Origin of the sequence: Neobacillus rhizophilus, from assembly GCF_018343535.1 — a bacterium.
Classification (GTDB): Bacteria; Bacillota; Bacilli; order Bacillales; family Cytobacillaceae; genus Neobacillus; species Neobacillus rhizophilus.
The window spans coordinates 151,356-165,173 of record NZ_JAGYPF010000001.1 but is presented as its reverse complement, the minus strand read 5'-3'; the positions used below and the strand labels follow the sequence as shown (position 1 = coordinate 165,173).

The window sequence follows — 13,818 nt, the reverse complement described above, 5'->3', positions numbered from 1 at the left end:
CTCCTCCCCACCCCAAACAATTACAAGCGGAAGAGACCATGAAGAAAGGAACCCATTCGAGGTTCCTTTCTTCATTGATATGATGTTGTTTTTGACACCAAATTTCTACTTTAAAACAAGTTGCTCTTCTGGAGTGGAATCTCTCTTTACCCATTTGAAATCATCTGCAATTTCGTAGGAAGCAGGTGTCATTTCCTTCAACTGTTCGAAAGTAAGTTCATCCACCATTTCTACCAGATAAAGCTTCCCTTCTCGGAATTTAAAGACAGCATACTCAGTAACGATTGTGTCGACGCGATTTTTTGCAGTTAAAGGATATGTACACTCCGGAAGGATTTTCGGTTCTCCTTTAGGCGATAGGTGCGTCATCGCGGCAATCACACGTTTTGCTCCAACAACAAGGTCCATTGCGCCCCCTACACCAAGAACATCCTTTCCTGGAACTGCCCAGCTAGCAATATCACCGGTTTCAGAAACCTGCAACGCCCCGATAACAGTGGCATCAAGATGGCCGCCGCGCATAATACAGAATGATAGAGAACTATCAAAGTAGGAAGCATGCGGCAGTGCGGTAATTGGCTGAACACCTGAAGCATTTACTAAATCCATGTTTTCTGGATCTACAACAAAATCTGGTCCAGGTTCTGGTCCGGCACCCAGAATACCGTTTTCGGAATGCAGTGTAACAACTCCCTTTGGCAAATAATCTGCCACCAGGGTTGGGATTCCAATTCCAAGATTCACACAACCTAATGATAACTCCTGAGCACAACGCCATGCTATATAATGCTTAACAGAATAGCTCATCTTACACTTCCTCCCTTTTGACAACGATATCAACAAAAATAAATGGTGTTACAATCTTATCAGGATCTAATTCACCAATTTCCACAATTTCGTCTACTTCCACAATCGTTAATTTGGCTGCTGTCGCCATCGCTGGGTTAAAGTTTTGTGCTGTCTTTTTATAGACAAGATTACCCGCTTTATCAGCCTTATGGGCACGGATAATAGCTACATCAGCAGTCAGCGATTGCTCAAGGACATGCTCCCGTCCGTTATATGTACGTGTTTCCTTCCCGCGTGCCAGATCAGTTCCCGCAGCTGTTGGGGTAAAAAATGCCGGAATCCCTGCGCCGCCTAAACGAATCGCTTCTGTAAATGTCCCTTGCGGCAATAACTCGATTTCAACACTTCCCTCACGATTCGCTTTCACAAGTTCCTTATTTGTTGAAAAGAAACTTCCTACTACTTTTTTGATGCGATTTTGCTCAAACAAATCATTCAGAATGGACACACTTCCAAGACTATTTGTGATTAGGGTAAGATCTCGGAGCTCTTCCCGTTTAACTAACGCCCTCGAAAGATGACGCGGCATACCAGGGAAACCGAATCCCCCTACCATAATACTGGAACCTTCGGGAATTTTTCCGATTGCCTCGTCTGCTGTTAAGAATTGCACCTTCGTTTGAATCTGTTCAATCGTATCGTTCATCCTGCATTCTCCTTATGAGTTTACTGTTTTCTATTTACATACTAACCGGTTGGTATGTTATCATATTAAATAATAAGACAAGAGGTAATTTTCTGTCAATTGAAATTTAAATAATATTTTTTTTCTTTAAGAATAATAATTTTTTTCGAATTATTCCAAACACAGTTAGCATCAAAGAGTGTCATTATTATAATACAACCATCACAAAACATTGTCATAACAATATTTTCGTGCTTTTTCGACAAAAATCCAAAAATTTTGAGTAATCTGCTAATTTCGTTGACAAAGCTATTATTGCATGTACAATAATAACTGTATTGTTATTCGATTTTTAGTTCCAAAAGGGTTTTTATTATTTAAATATTTTACATAACTATTTATTTATTGAAAGGATGTTTGAAATGAAGTTAGAAGAAGTTGCAAAACAAATCTCCACACCGTTGGATGCACCAGCTTTTCCACGTGGGCCATATCGATTTAATAATCGCGAATACTTAAACATTGTCTATCGTACTGACATCGAGGCTTTGAGAAAGGTAGTACCAGAACCGCTTGAAATCGATGAGCCGCTTGTGAAGTTTGAGGTCATCCGGATGCCGGATGTGACTGGTCTGGGCTCTTACACGGAGTGTGGTCAAGTCATTCAAGTTAATTACAATGGTGAAAAAGGCGACTATGTACACTGTATGTATGTGGATAATCATCCAGCCATTGCTGCAGGCCGTGAAGTTGGAGCGTATCCAAAGAAACTGGGCAAACCAAGTTTATACATAGATTCCGACACGCTTGTAGGTACTTTGGACTATGGAACTTTACGAGTAGCAACCGCGACGATGGGTTATAAGCATCAGCAAATCGATTTAGAAGCGGCTCGTGAAGAAATTTGTAAGCCGTACTATATGCTTAAGCTTATTCGGGGACAAAATGGAAAGCCTCGTATTTGTGAGTTGGTGCGAGGAGAGATTAAGGACATTACAATCAAAGGTGCATGGACTTCCCCTGCCCGCCTGCAGCTATTTGCTCATGCGCTTGCACCGCTGGCAGACTTTCCTGTGCTAGAAATTGTTTCTGCTTCTCATATCCTTACTGACCTATCTCTCCCACGCACAGAGGTAGTTCATGATTATTTGGCCGAAGCTAGTGTACCTTCAAATAAGGAATTAGTAAGCCAAAAATAAGTCGATAAAAAGGGTCAGCCCCCATCGCTTTATACTAAAGCACCGGGGACTGACCCTTTTAAATAAAAAAGACCAGCTGCTATTTTAGCAGCTAGCCGGTTTTCATTTTTTGATTTTTTCTCCGATCCAGTAAATATCCTCCCTTAAAAAACCTAGGTTCATAGGATACAATAAAAGCGTGCGGTTCAAATTTTTCAATCATGGAGATTAATTCCTTTTCTCGATTCCGTTTCGTGAAAATTTCCATTTTATAACGTTCCCCATCACGTCCTTCCCCAACAAACAAGGTAACTCCAAACCCATTGTTTCTGAGCGTTTCCATTAGTTCTATGTTTTTTGTTTGGGTGTTGACCGTGAAAATAATATAACCTACTGCCAATTTTTGTTCTATTTTTGTCCCGTAAATGATCCCTATGCCAAATCCAACTGCATAAACAACCATCGCTAATATACTCTGACTTCCATTAAAGACTAAAGCCAACCCAAATACATAAACGAGCATTTCCGCCATACCTAGGATGGCAGCAAGGGCGGTGAGATTTCTAACCAAGAATATGATTCGAAGTGTAAGTAACGGTACATAAATTAGCTGCAATAATAAGATTAAAAAGATTTCTAACAAATGAAGCACCTCAGATTAAATGTCTAATGTGAAGAAAAAGCAGGCTGCACAGTCAAATGACAGAAATTACATTTATTTTTCTATCTCAATAACCGGCAGCAACAAATAGGATGGATATTCCTCCTGATGGAAAATGGTTTGCCGAGCAAGTTTACTTTCAAGACTATCAATCATCGTTTTTCCTGTATTTAAATTCGCATCATAGCGCGGGAAATTGCTAGAGGACACCTCCACCCTAATACAATGACCTGGCAGAAACACATTGCTGGAAGCCCACATATCAATTTCGATTTCGACGGTATTTCCCGTTGTTTGATTTGACAAACGAACAATTCCATCAGTAAGATTATAGGCTGTACCATCTGGCATGACATCTATCAACTTTGCTGTGAAGTCTGTAGAAACCACATCTGTTTGGACCCACAGCTTTGCCTTGATTGGACCTGTCACTTCCAATGGCTGTTCTAAAGGCTGTGATGTATAAACAAGGACATCCTCCCGTTCTTCAATTCTCCGTTGGTCTTGAGGACCATACGTATGAGCCCCAGCAAATAATGTTCCCCCCCCTTTCGTTGGAACAGGATTTTCAGGGTCATAAAAAAACTGATCATTCGGTTCGTTCCCAGGCTTTTCCCAAGATAACACACCATCACCAAACCTCGTATTGGCCTTCCCTTCGCTATGTAAATAGAAAGGCTTATAATTTGTCCGGGCTAATGGCCATTCATATTCATCACGCCACTCATTAATGCCCATGACAAAGATTTTTATCGGTGCTTGATTCACAATCCCTGTGTCTATTCCTTTTAACCAAAAATCAAACCAGCGCAGATGTAATCCCGTCAAATCTTCCTTGTAATCAATCCAGTCACCTGCAGCATGAAGGCCGAAAGTCCGTTCACCAAGGGTCGATGTATACACTCCATGTCCCCAGGCGCCGATCATTAATTTCTGATTTTCTCTCGCTTCAGATGTGGCGGCGTTTTCCGACATTCCTTGATAGTTTTTAATCGTCGATGGAAGGAGATTATCATACCAGCCAGCAATATGATACGCTGGCACCGTAAACTGATGATATTTATGAGATATACTCATTCTTTCGCCAAGTTCTTCTCTTACTGTTTCATCTAATGAGTCATAGAATGCTGCAGCAACTCCTAGCTCTTTCAGCGGCGGCCAGTCCTTAACCGGTCTGAATCGATACCACTCGTTAATATTGTTATAAAAGTGCGCTAATTGCTTCATCTTTTCTTCAATAAGCGCAGGGTCTTTGTATTTCCGTTTGATTTCATCCGGAGCCAGCGATTCAAGCCCCCATGTTTCTGAGGAAGCAAGAAGAAATGCTCCGCTTTCCGTAAATGTAGTGTCACGACGATTGCTTAAGGTCATTACGGGAGCGATTGCTTGTAAATGCGGCGGCTGTTCTGATGCCGCCAATAATTGTGTGAATCCATAGTAGGATAATCCGAACATACCTACCTTCCCATTTGAAAAAGGTAATTTTGCAGCCCATTCAACCGTATCATAGCCATCTTCCGCTTCATTGATCATCGGGTAGAAGTTTCCTTCTGAATTATACCGTCCCCTTACATCTTGGTTAATGACGACATAACCATTTTGAACCAAGCGGTTTGTATCCAAATAACGATGGGAGTAAAACGGCAAATCTTTGTTGTAAGGGTGCCTGGTTAGTAGTACTGGGAATTTACCTTCCTTATTTGGACGATAAATATCAGCATACAAAACAGTTCCGTCTCTTAACGTACAAGGAACATTTTTCTCCACCAAAATTTGATTCATTTCCAAATCCCTCTCTCCTTGCCCATATTTATTTATTGTAAGTGCTTTAGACAGTAAAAATAACTCTGTGCTGACTCATAACAAGTCAGCACAGAAAGAATTCATGTCTTATTTTCCGGTCATTTCTTTTACTTTATCTTGGTTGTTCTTAATCCACTCTTGGGCAACCTTTTCAGCGTCTTCCTTGTTTTCAATTTTAGCAATCATCTCTTCTACATCATCAATAGGGATGCTCCAATTGCTTAAGAATTTATAGGCATCTGGGGCAGTTTCTTTCAGCTTTTTGTTCGTGATAACGTGCACGTCAGAAGCCGGAACAAAATTTTTATCGTCTTTTAACACTTTAATGTCGAATTTGTTAAACATTGTGTGAGGACGCCAGCCAAAAAAGATAACGGGCTCATTTTTCGCCATTTTGCGCATGGCTTCAGCGAGCATTGCTGCTTCAGAAGAATTGACCTGTTTCAAATTTAAGCCGTAAGCTTTAATCATTTCATCAATGGTTTTTTGTGCACTTGTTCCTACTTCTATGGAATACATTTCATTTTTAAATTCACTTTCTTTTCCCTTCAAATCAGCAATTGAATTAATGTCTTTCAAATATTTCGGGACAACCCAGCCTGTTGCGGCATCTTTATAGCTGACAGCAGTGTCTTCAATTGAGTCTTTGTATTTATCCAGATAAGGAGTATGTGCAGGAATCCAGGAATCCATAAACACATCAATATCTCCTCGGGATAAGCCTGTATAGACGCTTCCGGCATCGGCATTCATTTCTTTAACGGTATATCCCATATCTTTTAAAATAAGACTAGCAACTTTAGTAGGCGGTACCGTACTGCTCCATGGGGTGAGACCAAAAGTAATCGTGATTGATTTTTTATCCTCTTTTGCATCCTTTTTCTTTTCTTGACCTGATGTACTTGAGGATGAACAGCCTACAACAGACAAGAGTAACATGGCAATGATAAAACCTAGCAATCCCTTTTTCATCTTTTTTCCTCCCTTAAAATTTGGTTTTTTGACCTAAGCTTTGCGTAATCCGGTCGAGAATAATCGCTAGTACAACGATGGCTAATCCGGCGGTTAAACCGAGACCAACGTTCACAGTTGCGATTCCCCGCAATACGGAGGAACCCAGCCCTGGAGCACCAATCATAGAAGAAACGACCGCCATCGATAATGACAACATGATGGTCTGGTTGACACCTGCCATAATTGCTGGCATTGCCAGTGGAAGCTGAACTTTAAACAATAATTGTGTTGTAGTCGACCCAAAAGCTTTCGAAGCTTCCACCACTTCAGCTGGAACTTGTTTAATCCCTAAGCTGGTCATTCTTACTGCTGGCGGAGCGGCAAACACGAAGGTAGCAATAACCGCCGGTACACCACCAAGCCCGAACAAAAGAATTGATGGAATTAAATAAACGAAAATAGGCAGGGTTTGCATGAAATCTAGTATAGGACGGATAACTTTATCAACACCCTTACTGGTTTCACTAAGGATTCCTAGTGGAACACCGATAAACACAGAAACAATTGTGGAAACAATCATAATCCCAACTGTTTGCATCGCCGCTTCCCACATTCCGACAGAACCCATATAAAGACAACCCACCAAGGTGAACAGCGCCAGTCCTTTTCCGGAGATTCTCCATGCCAAAATAATGAGGATAATCGCGATGATTTCGGGCGGAACAGCGATTAAAAGCTTCGTAATCATATCAATAAAGGATTGAAATACATTGCTGATCCCATCAAAAAAACCGCTCATATTTGGAAGAAACCAATCATTAATAAATGTGTTGGTCCACTCCTCTAAAGGTAATTTGAAATAGTTCATGCTGAGACCACCACCCGATCGTTGTTTTTCCCAAGCACCAATCCCGAAAGTATAGAAACACGTGAGATAATCCCCATTAACTTCCCATTTTCTACGACGGTAATTGGATATTTTGCATTAGCGGCAAGACCAATTAAGTCATTTAACGGAGTATCAGGATCTGATAGAGCGCTTTCAAATAGAACTCTTTCCAATGGAAGATTTTCATTAAAGGCTTTAATGGCATTATCAATTGTTAATAACCCAAGATAGTTCTTTTCCTTATCAACTACATAAATAATCGGTGAACCGGATTCCTCCATTTTCCTAACCGCTTCCTGAGATCCTTCATGATAAAACATAACGGCCTCCGGTATTTTCATCACATGGGATGCTACTAAAACTTTAGAACGGTCGATGTCTTGGACGAAGTTAGCTACATAGCTGTTTGCAGGATTGGCCAAAATTTCTTCAGGTGTTCCGATTTGAACGATCACTCCGTCCTTCATGATGGCGATCCTGTCGCCGAGCTTCAGGGCTTCATCTAAGTCATGAGTGATAAATAAAACGGTTTTTCCAATTTTGCTTTGCAGCCTTAACAGTTCATCCTGCATTTCTTTACGGATAATCGGGTCTAGAGCACTAAAGGCTTCATCCATTAATAAAATGTCAGTATCGCTTGTCAATGCACGGGCTAAACCGACACGCTGCTGCATGCCGCCACTCAACTGGTTTGGCATGCTTTTTTCATAGCCCTTCAGTCCTACGTCCTCAATAATTTTCATCGCTCTCGCTTCTCGTTCCGGCTTTTTTACCCCTTGGATTTCCAACCCATAGGCGACATTATTCAACACAGAACGGTGTGGAAGCAGGCCGAATTTTTGAAAAACCATCCCCAGCTTTTTTCGTCTCATTTCAATCAAGGCTGTCTTATCCATCTTGGTGATATCCTGTCCATCGATAAAAACCTCACCGGCGGTGGGTTCAATTAATCTATTAATCAATCTTATTAAAGTAGATTTGCCGCTGCCTGAAAGCCCCATAATAACAAAAATTTCACCTGGTTTTACCGACAAGGAAACCTGATTTACCCCTACGGTCATTCCTGTTTTATTTAATATTTCATCCTTTTGTTCCCCGTTTTTAAGCATTTCTACTGCCTTTTGTGGCTTTTCTCCGAACACCTTGGTCAAATTTATTATTTCGATTTTGTTCATAAGCTTTCACCTCTTTTTTTAAAATTAGGGCCAATCAGACTTTAAATATGAAACCTTTATATTAAAAAAATGAAGACAATTCCTTTGTAATCTGTTTGATTTCATTTATAAGTTGAGTAAAATTTTCCTCTTTTTTTAAATGGCTGATAATAAAAACGGTTATCACAAATTCAAGCTCTCCCAGTTTATTTTCGATGGGAAACGACAATCCTGTGATTCCCTCAATATGTTCATTTACACTAACCGCATAACCCTGATTACGAATCCCAGCCAATTCGCTAATGTACTTATCTCTTTCAATCGTCGTATACTGCGTATATTTTTTTAAACCAATGCGATCGAGTATTCCATTTCTTTCTTCTTCAGGCATGTAGGCTAAAAATAACTTTCCTGATGCACCAGCATTGAGGGAAAAGCGCTGTCCTACATTGATTGAGATGCTAAGGGGTGAGTTTGGGATGGTTTTCTCGATGTAAACCCACTCATCACCAATCCTTTGAATTAAACTGCAGGTTGACTCTGATAATCGACTAATTTTCACCATGTAATCATTGGCAATTGTCATGTAATCTATTAAATCGGAGGCACGGTTTCCTAAGACGATCAAATAGGGACCTAATGAAAATTTTTTTGTTTCTTCGTTATAGAGGAGTATTTTCAGGGTGACTAAGGTTTGAAGAATCCGATAGCACGTGGATCGATTTAGACCGGTTCCATTGCTTATTTCTGTTAAAGTAGACTTTTTGTTTTTTGGTTTCCCCAAAAATGTTAAAATCTCAAATGCTTGAACAACTGCCGGGGCCGAATATTTTTGGTCAACCTCTTCTGCTTTCATTATTCCACCACACATTTCAACTGATTGATTATTTTATTTGCTTTTAATTGTGTTCATATATAAAAACTGTATTCATATATAAAATCGAATTTCATATATGGAAACTGTTTTCATATATAGAATACTTATTTTTCGGAATATTGTCAATAGTCGAATATTATGTTGTTTTGTCGATTTGATGGGGTTTTTTTGACGAATTGTATATTTCGATTTGGGAAATGTTATACACGAGCAATTTTTTTGCTCAAAAACTTCGTCGGGAGTGATGTATCATGGCTAGAAACAAACTATTGGTTCCTGGTGCAGGCAATGTTCTGGATCAAATGAAGGAAGAAATCGCCAACGAGTTTGGAGTGCAGCTTGGTGCTGATACGACCGCACGAGCGAATGGTTCAGTCGGCGGCGAAATGACCAAACGTCTCGTTGCTTACGCTGAACAATCCCTGCGAAATCAACAAGGCCAATAACCTGTGATTTCAACGAAAAAAGCTGCCCCGCTGGGCAGCTTTTTTCAAGCAGGTAATATCACCCGCTGATTAATTTTTAACGGATAATTTTGCTTTTAATTCTAGACGGCGGCGGTGAAGGATTGGTTCGGTATAGCCGTTTGGCTGGTTATATCCTTCAAAAACAAGATCACAGGCGGCCTGGAAGGCAACCGAGTCCTCATAGTTTTCAGCCATCGGGGAGTATTTAGCATCACCAGCGTTTTGGGCATCAACAACTTTTGCCATCCGCTTAAGTGTTTCCAATACTTGCGCTTTCGTACAAATTCCATGATGAAGCCAGTTGGCAATATGTTGACTGGAAATCCTTAACGTCGCACGGTCTTCCATTAAACCTATATTGTTAATATCCAGAACCTTGGAGCAGCCAACCCCTTGGTCAATCCAGCGGACAACATATCCGAGGATGCCTTGAGCGTTGTTGTCGAGCTCCTGCTGGATTTCTTCAGCAGTCCAATTACGGCTAGGCGATACAGGAATTTCTAAAATATCGTCTCGTAAATCTTTAATCTCATTTTTTAATTGTTCCTGAACACTTGTAACGTCTACTTGGTGGTAATGCAGCACATGCAGGGTGGCAGCTGTTGGCGACGGAACCCATGCCGTATTGGCGCCTGCTTTCGGATGGCCGATTTTTTGCTTCAGCATTTCAGCCATTAAATCTGGCATTGCCCACATTCCTTTACCGATTTGCGCGCGGCCTTGCAGTCCTGTAGCTAGGCCATTATAGACATTTGACTTTTCATAGCTTTGCAGCCATAGCGATGACTTCATATCATTTTTGCGAATCATCGGACCGATTTCCATCGATGTATGCATTTCGTCACCTGTTCTGTCCAGGAAGCCAGTATTAATGAAGACGATTCTTTCTTTTACCGAATAAATGCTATTCTTTAAGTTTAAAGATGTGCGGCGCTCTTCGTCCATTACACCAATTTTTAAGGTATTCTTTTTAAGTCCAAGAATTTCTTCTACACGTTCAAAAAGTTCATTGGCGAATGCCACCTCGGCCGATCCATGCATCTTTGGCTTAACGATGTAAATAGAACCTTTGCTGGTATTTTGATAAGTTCCATTTGCTATTAATGTATGCTTGGCAGCCAAGCTTGTCACAACTGCATCCATGATGCCTTCAGGAACTTCATTTCCGTCCTTATCCAGGATCGCATTGTTAGTCATTAAGTGCCCTACGTTACGGACGAACATTAGGGAACGACCTTTAAGGGAGATGTCTTTTCCGTCCGGTGAAGTATATTCTCGGTCAGGGTTTAATTTCCGGAATAATGTCTTATCGTCCTTTTGGAAACTTGCTGTTAAATCCCCTTTCATCAATCCAAGCCAGTTTCGGTAAACGCCAACCTTGTCTTCTGCATCAACCGCCGCTACCGAGTCCTCACAATCCATAATGGTGGTTAGAGCTGATTCTAACAGGATATCTTTGACTCCTGCTTTATCAGTTTTCCCGACCGGGTGGCTGCGGTCTACTTGGATTTCAAAATAAAGGCCATTATTTTTCAATAAGATTGCGTATGGAGCAACAGGGTTTCCTTGATAGCCCGCAAATTTAGCTTCGTCTTGAAGGCCAACAGTACTTCCATTGTTTAAAGCTACAGCCAATTTCCCTGATTCAACTGCATATAGAACAGCATCTTTGTGTGTTCCGCCATTCAAAGGGACGCACTTGTCAAGGAATTCTCTTGCGAATGCAATAACCTTTTCACCACGAACAGGATTATAATTTCCTTCACGTGTTGCTCCGCCGTCTTCGCTGATTGCATCTGTTCCATACAGCGCATCATAAAGGCTTCCCCAACGGGCATTTGCCGCATTAAGGGCGTATCTGGCATTATCCACCGGCACCACTAGCTGAGGGCCTGCTTTAAGTGCCACTTCTTCATCAACGTTTTCTGTTGTGACCTGAAAATCTTCCACTTCAGGCTCTATGTAGCCAATTTCTTTTAAAAATTGTTTGTAACTTACGGCATCAAAGTGTTTGTTTTCCTTGTGCCATTTATTAATTTTGTCTTGGATTACATCCCGCTTGGCAAGTAATTCACGATTTTTTGGTGCCAGTTCTTCGATAATTTTTTCGAAATTGGACCAAAATGCAGCAGCTTCTAGATTGGTTCCCGGTAATGCTTCGTCATTGATAAAACGGTAAAGGATATCAGCAACCTGGAGATTGCCCGTCTTAACGTAATTGGACATGCAGTAATTCCTCCTTAAAACTAGTAGTTTTATAAAATCCTAAACTATAAATGTTTGGATTAACAACCATAAATTTGAAATTATATTTACAGCAATCTTTATTAATACAGATAATATTTATCGACTCTGTTATACTACACATTTAAAGATTAGCATTTTCAGATAGTATATTCAATATTTATTTATAAATTTTCCAACAATTCAATTTCAATCATATTATTATTCTACTATGGAACTGCTATATCCTTCAGATTTAAATTTATTCTTTAAAGTGCCCAATTTGTCTATTTCAATTGAGATTTCGTCGCCGTCCTTTAACCAAACCTGCTGTCCTTCAGGTTTGCCGAGTATAACTCCTGCTGGTGTACCGGTCAAAATGACGTCCCCAGGTTGAAGGGTAAAGTGATCCGATAAATAACTGATGAGTTCTTCGCATGGGAAAATCATGTTGGAAGTATTAGAATCCTGGCAAACTTCCCCATTAAGCTTCGTAACAATCCTTAAATTATTGGGATTTTCTACTTCTTCCTTACTGACAAGATACGGTCCAAGCGGGCAAAATCCGTCGCAGGATTTTCCTAACAGCCACTGTCCGGTTACCTTTTGAAGGTCACGGGCTGTAAGATCGTTGGTAATACAGTACCCATAGATAACGGAAAGAGCCTCTTCCGTCTTAACGTTTTTCGCTTTTTTACCAATAATAATCGCAATTTCACCTTCATAATCCACTTGCGTTGCATTTTTTGGCAACAAGATGTCTTCCCTGTGGGCCCGGATGGCTGTATTAAATTTGCTGAAGATGATTGGTACAGGCGGCAATGGGAGACCGCACTCTGCTGCATGATCCTTGTAATTAAGACCAACGCCAATGATTTTTTGAGGTTCAGTAACACAAGGGCCAAACGTTAATGACTCCTCATCTAAGAATAGGTAATCCTCCATGTTGGACAAATCCAATAACTCTAGGAGCTTTTCTGGTCCAAAAGCAATTAGTTCAGCCGTTGTTTTCGGCGCAGATTGAATATGGGGTAGTTTACTAGCGGCTGCCTCTACGTCAAAGATTCCTCTTTCTGTCTTGATCCCCAAGCGCAGCCGTTCTCTTTTATAAAAAGTTAGCAAGATCATTGCCTTCCCTCCGTTTTTGTAAAAAATAGAATTTATTTTCCAAAAAATTTTCAAGAGTTCCTTATTGTTGTATAATTTATATTGGTATTGTCATTGAAAGTGGTATACATCGGGGTTGGGGCGCCAAACTTCTGTCCCGTAAAATGTATGGAGTCGTCAGTGAAGACGAAAAAACACCATGCAGCACCCAATTACTTCTTTAAAAATAAAGAGCATTCCAACCCCGCCAGGTTGAAATGCTCATGAAAAAGTATTAGTTGTTTACTGTTACCCTTGAAAACAGTTTTCCCCAACCCTTTACTTTGGCAGGATCGACATTGACCATTTTTAAACACTCCCAGATTAGCACGTTGATAGTGTCATACATTGGGATTTCATACCTTTCCTCATAGTATTCTACTTTTCCAACCGCAGGGAAGTTTGTACACACCACACTTAGAGCATCTGCAGGCGTCACGCATACTTCCTTAATCTGTTCCTCAATTCTTTCCTGTGAAACTTGGCTGAAAGAACGGTTGACAGTTTGGGCAAGTCCAGAAACATTAACCGTCTCTACATTACAATGCTTTTTATATTGTTCAACAATTAATTTATTGATTTCTGGGATATATGGCGTAACCATGTGGATCGTTTTAATATTATGTTCTTTAAATGCTCTTACCTGTGACAGCATGGAAGTTGTTGCCGGGATACCTGTTCTTTTTGTAATTTCTTCACAAAGCTTATAATCCATATCAAAGCCAAGCCATCCGCCAGATGTCCCGTTCCAGGCAATCACATCTACTTCTGCATGGGCCAACAGTTCAGCTGCTTGCAGCATCGGTTCAAAATTAAATTGGCTGAGAGCATCCTGTTCCAGTGAGATTTTTGTTACCTCAAAACGTCCATAATGGCAGGTCACTTCCGGTACATTGTATAACATTCTGGAGCAGATAGGCTCTAAAACCGTATTGGACGACGGTGTAAGCATTCCGATTTTCTTTGGTTCTGACATAATTACTTTTTCCTCC

The 13,818-nt window shown here is 40.6% G+C and carries 13 protein-coding genes; 2 read left to right on the top strand and 11 right to left on the bottom strand.

The genetic code is table 11. The features are described 5' to 3' along the window. Positions 1-105 precede the first annotated feature (105 nt). Positions 106-807 (bottom strand): 3-oxoacid CoA-transferase subunit B, encoded by a 702-nt coding sequence (locus KHA99_RS00795; RefSeq protein ID WP_213115534.1) that lies wholly within the window; start codon positions 805-807, stop codon positions 106-108. A gap of 1 nt (position 808) precedes the next feature. Continuing rightward, the gene (locus KHA99_RS00790; protein WP_213115533.1) at positions 809-1,495 is read right to left on the bottom strand and encodes a CoA transferase subunit A; all 687 of its coding nucleotides are present in this window, start codon (positions 1,493-1,495) and stop codon (positions 809-811) included. 401 nt (positions 1,496-1,896) lie between these two features. On the opposite strand from KHA99_RS00790, the gene KHA99_RS00785 reads away from it, so the two are divergent. Next, positions 1,897-2,673 carry an acetoacetate decarboxylase gene (locus KHA99_RS00785; protein ID WP_213115532.1) on the top strand — a complete coding sequence of 259 codons (777 nt, stop codon included), beginning with the start codon at positions 1,897-1,899 and terminating at the stop codon, positions 2,671-2,673. 91 nt (positions 2,674-2,764) lie between these two features. On the opposite strand, the gene KHA99_RS00780 is transcribed toward KHA99_RS00785, so the two are convergent. The 6 genes from KHA99_RS00780 to KHA99_RS00755 all read right to left on the bottom strand — a co-directional run bounded on the left by KHA99_RS00780 (position 2,765) and on the right by KHA99_RS00755 (position 8,969). Then, a complete protein-coding gene (locus KHA99_RS00780) occupies positions 2,765-3,295 on the bottom strand; it encodes a DUF2179 domain-containing protein (protein ID WP_213115531.1) in 531 nt (176 codons plus the stop codon). A gap of 72 nt (positions 3,296-3,367) precedes the next feature. Further along, entirely contained in the window at positions 3,368-5,095 is a 1,728-nt protein-coding gene (locus KHA99_RS00775) for a CocE/NonD family hydrolase (protein ID WP_213116848.1), read from the bottom strand. Between the two features lie 108 nt (positions 5,096-5,203). Beyond that, positions 5,204-6,088, bottom strand: a complete 885-nt coding sequence (locus KHA99_RS00770) for a glycine betaine ABC transporter substrate-binding protein (RefSeq protein ID WP_213115530.1) — start codon at positions 6,086-6,088, stop codon at positions 5,204-5,206. 13 nt (positions 6,089-6,101) lie between these two features. Beyond that, positions 6,102-6,938 (bottom strand): ABC transporter permease, encoded by an 837-nt coding sequence (locus KHA99_RS00765; RefSeq protein WP_213115529.1) that lies wholly within the window; start codon positions 6,936-6,938, stop codon positions 6,102-6,104. Further along, on the bottom strand, positions 6,935-8,134 hold the full coding sequence (locus tag KHA99_RS00760; RefSeq protein WP_213115528.1) for a quaternary amine ABC transporter ATP-binding protein: 1,200 nt from the start codon (positions 8,132-8,134) through the stop codon (positions 6,935-6,937). The genes KHA99_RS00765 and KHA99_RS00760 overlap by 4 nt, the downstream gene beginning before the upstream one ends. Before the next feature lie 61 nt (positions 8,135-8,195). Then, positions 8,196-8,969, bottom strand: a complete 774-nt coding sequence (locus KHA99_RS00755) for an IclR family transcriptional regulator (RefSeq protein WP_213115527.1) — start codon at positions 8,967-8,969, stop codon at positions 8,196-8,198. Positions 8,970-9,241: 272 nt separating this feature from the next. Here KHA99_RS00755 and KHA99_RS00750 point away from each other — a divergent pair, with 272 nt between their 5' ends. Next, a complete protein-coding gene (locus KHA99_RS00750) occupies positions 9,242-9,436 on the top strand; it encodes an alpha/beta-type small acid-soluble spore protein (protein ID WP_026576247.1) in 195 nt (64 codons plus the stop codon). Between the two features lie 69 nt (positions 9,437-9,505). Here the strand turns inward: KHA99_RS00750 and KHA99_RS00745 are convergent, their stop codons facing one another. From KHA99_RS00745 to KHA99_RS00735, 3 genes are all read right to left on the bottom strand, one after another. Then, the gene (locus tag KHA99_RS00745) at positions 9,506-11,683 is read right to left on the bottom strand and encodes a malate synthase G (protein ID WP_213115526.1); all 2,178 of its coding nucleotides are present in this window, start codon (positions 11,681-11,683) and stop codon (positions 9,506-9,508) included. Between the two features lie 219 nt (positions 11,684-11,902). Continuing rightward, entirely contained in the window at positions 11,903-12,808 is a 906-nt protein-coding gene (locus KHA99_RS00740; protein ID WP_213115525.1) for a fumarylacetoacetate hydrolase family protein, read from the bottom strand. A gap of 253 nt (positions 12,809-13,061) precedes the next feature. Beyond that, complete coding sequence (locus tag KHA99_RS00735) at positions 13,062-13,802, bottom strand: maleate cis-trans isomerase family protein (RefSeq protein WP_213115524.1); 741 nt, start codon at positions 13,800-13,802, stop codon at positions 13,062-13,064. Between the last annotated feature and the right edge of the window lie 16 nt (positions 13,803-13,818).

Coding starts and splice junctions, on each gene's coding strand:
- KHA99_RS00785 (WP_213115532.1), top strand. CDS start 1,897: ATGAAGTTAGAAGAAGTTGCAAAACAAATCTCCACACCGTTGGATGCA.
- KHA99_RS00760 (WP_213115528.1), bottom strand. CDS start 8,134: ATGAACAAAATCGAAATAATAAATTTGACCAAGGTGTTCGGAGAAAAG.
- KHA99_RS00775 (WP_213116848.1), bottom strand. CDS start 5,095: ATGAATCAAATTTTGGTGGAGAAAAATGTTCCTTGTACGTTAAGAGAC.
- KHA99_RS00735 (WP_213115524.1), bottom strand. CDS start 13,802: ATGTCAGAACCAAAGAAAATCGGAATGCTTACACCGTCGTCCAATACG.
- KHA99_RS00755 (WP_213115527.1), bottom strand. CDS start 8,969: ATGAAAGCAGAAGAGGTTGACCAAAAATATTCGGCCCCGGCAGTTGTT.
- KHA99_RS00765 (WP_213115529.1), bottom strand. CDS start 6,938: ATGAACTATTTCAAATTACCTTTAGAGGAGTGGACCAACACATTTATT.
- KHA99_RS00790 (WP_213115533.1), bottom strand. CDS start 1,495: ATGAACGATACGATTGAACAGATTCAAACGAAGGTGCAATTCTTAACA.
- KHA99_RS00795 (WP_213115534.1), bottom strand. CDS start 807: ATGAGCTATTCTGTTAAGCATTATATAGCATGGCGTTGTGCTCAGGAG.
- KHA99_RS00740 (WP_213115525.1), bottom strand. CDS start 12,808: ATGATCTTGCTAACTTTTTATAAAAGAGAACGGCTGCGCTTGGGGATC.
- KHA99_RS00745 (WP_213115526.1), bottom strand. CDS start 11,683: ATGTCCAATTACGTTAAGACGGGCAATCTCCAGGTTGCTGATATCCTT.
- KHA99_RS00750 (WP_026576247.1), top strand. CDS start 9,242: ATGGCTAGAAACAAACTATTGGTTCCTGGTGCAGGCAATGTTCTGGAT.
- KHA99_RS00770 (WP_213115530.1), bottom strand. CDS start 6,088: ATGAAAAAGGGATTGCTAGGTTTTATCATTGCCATGTTACTCTTGTCT.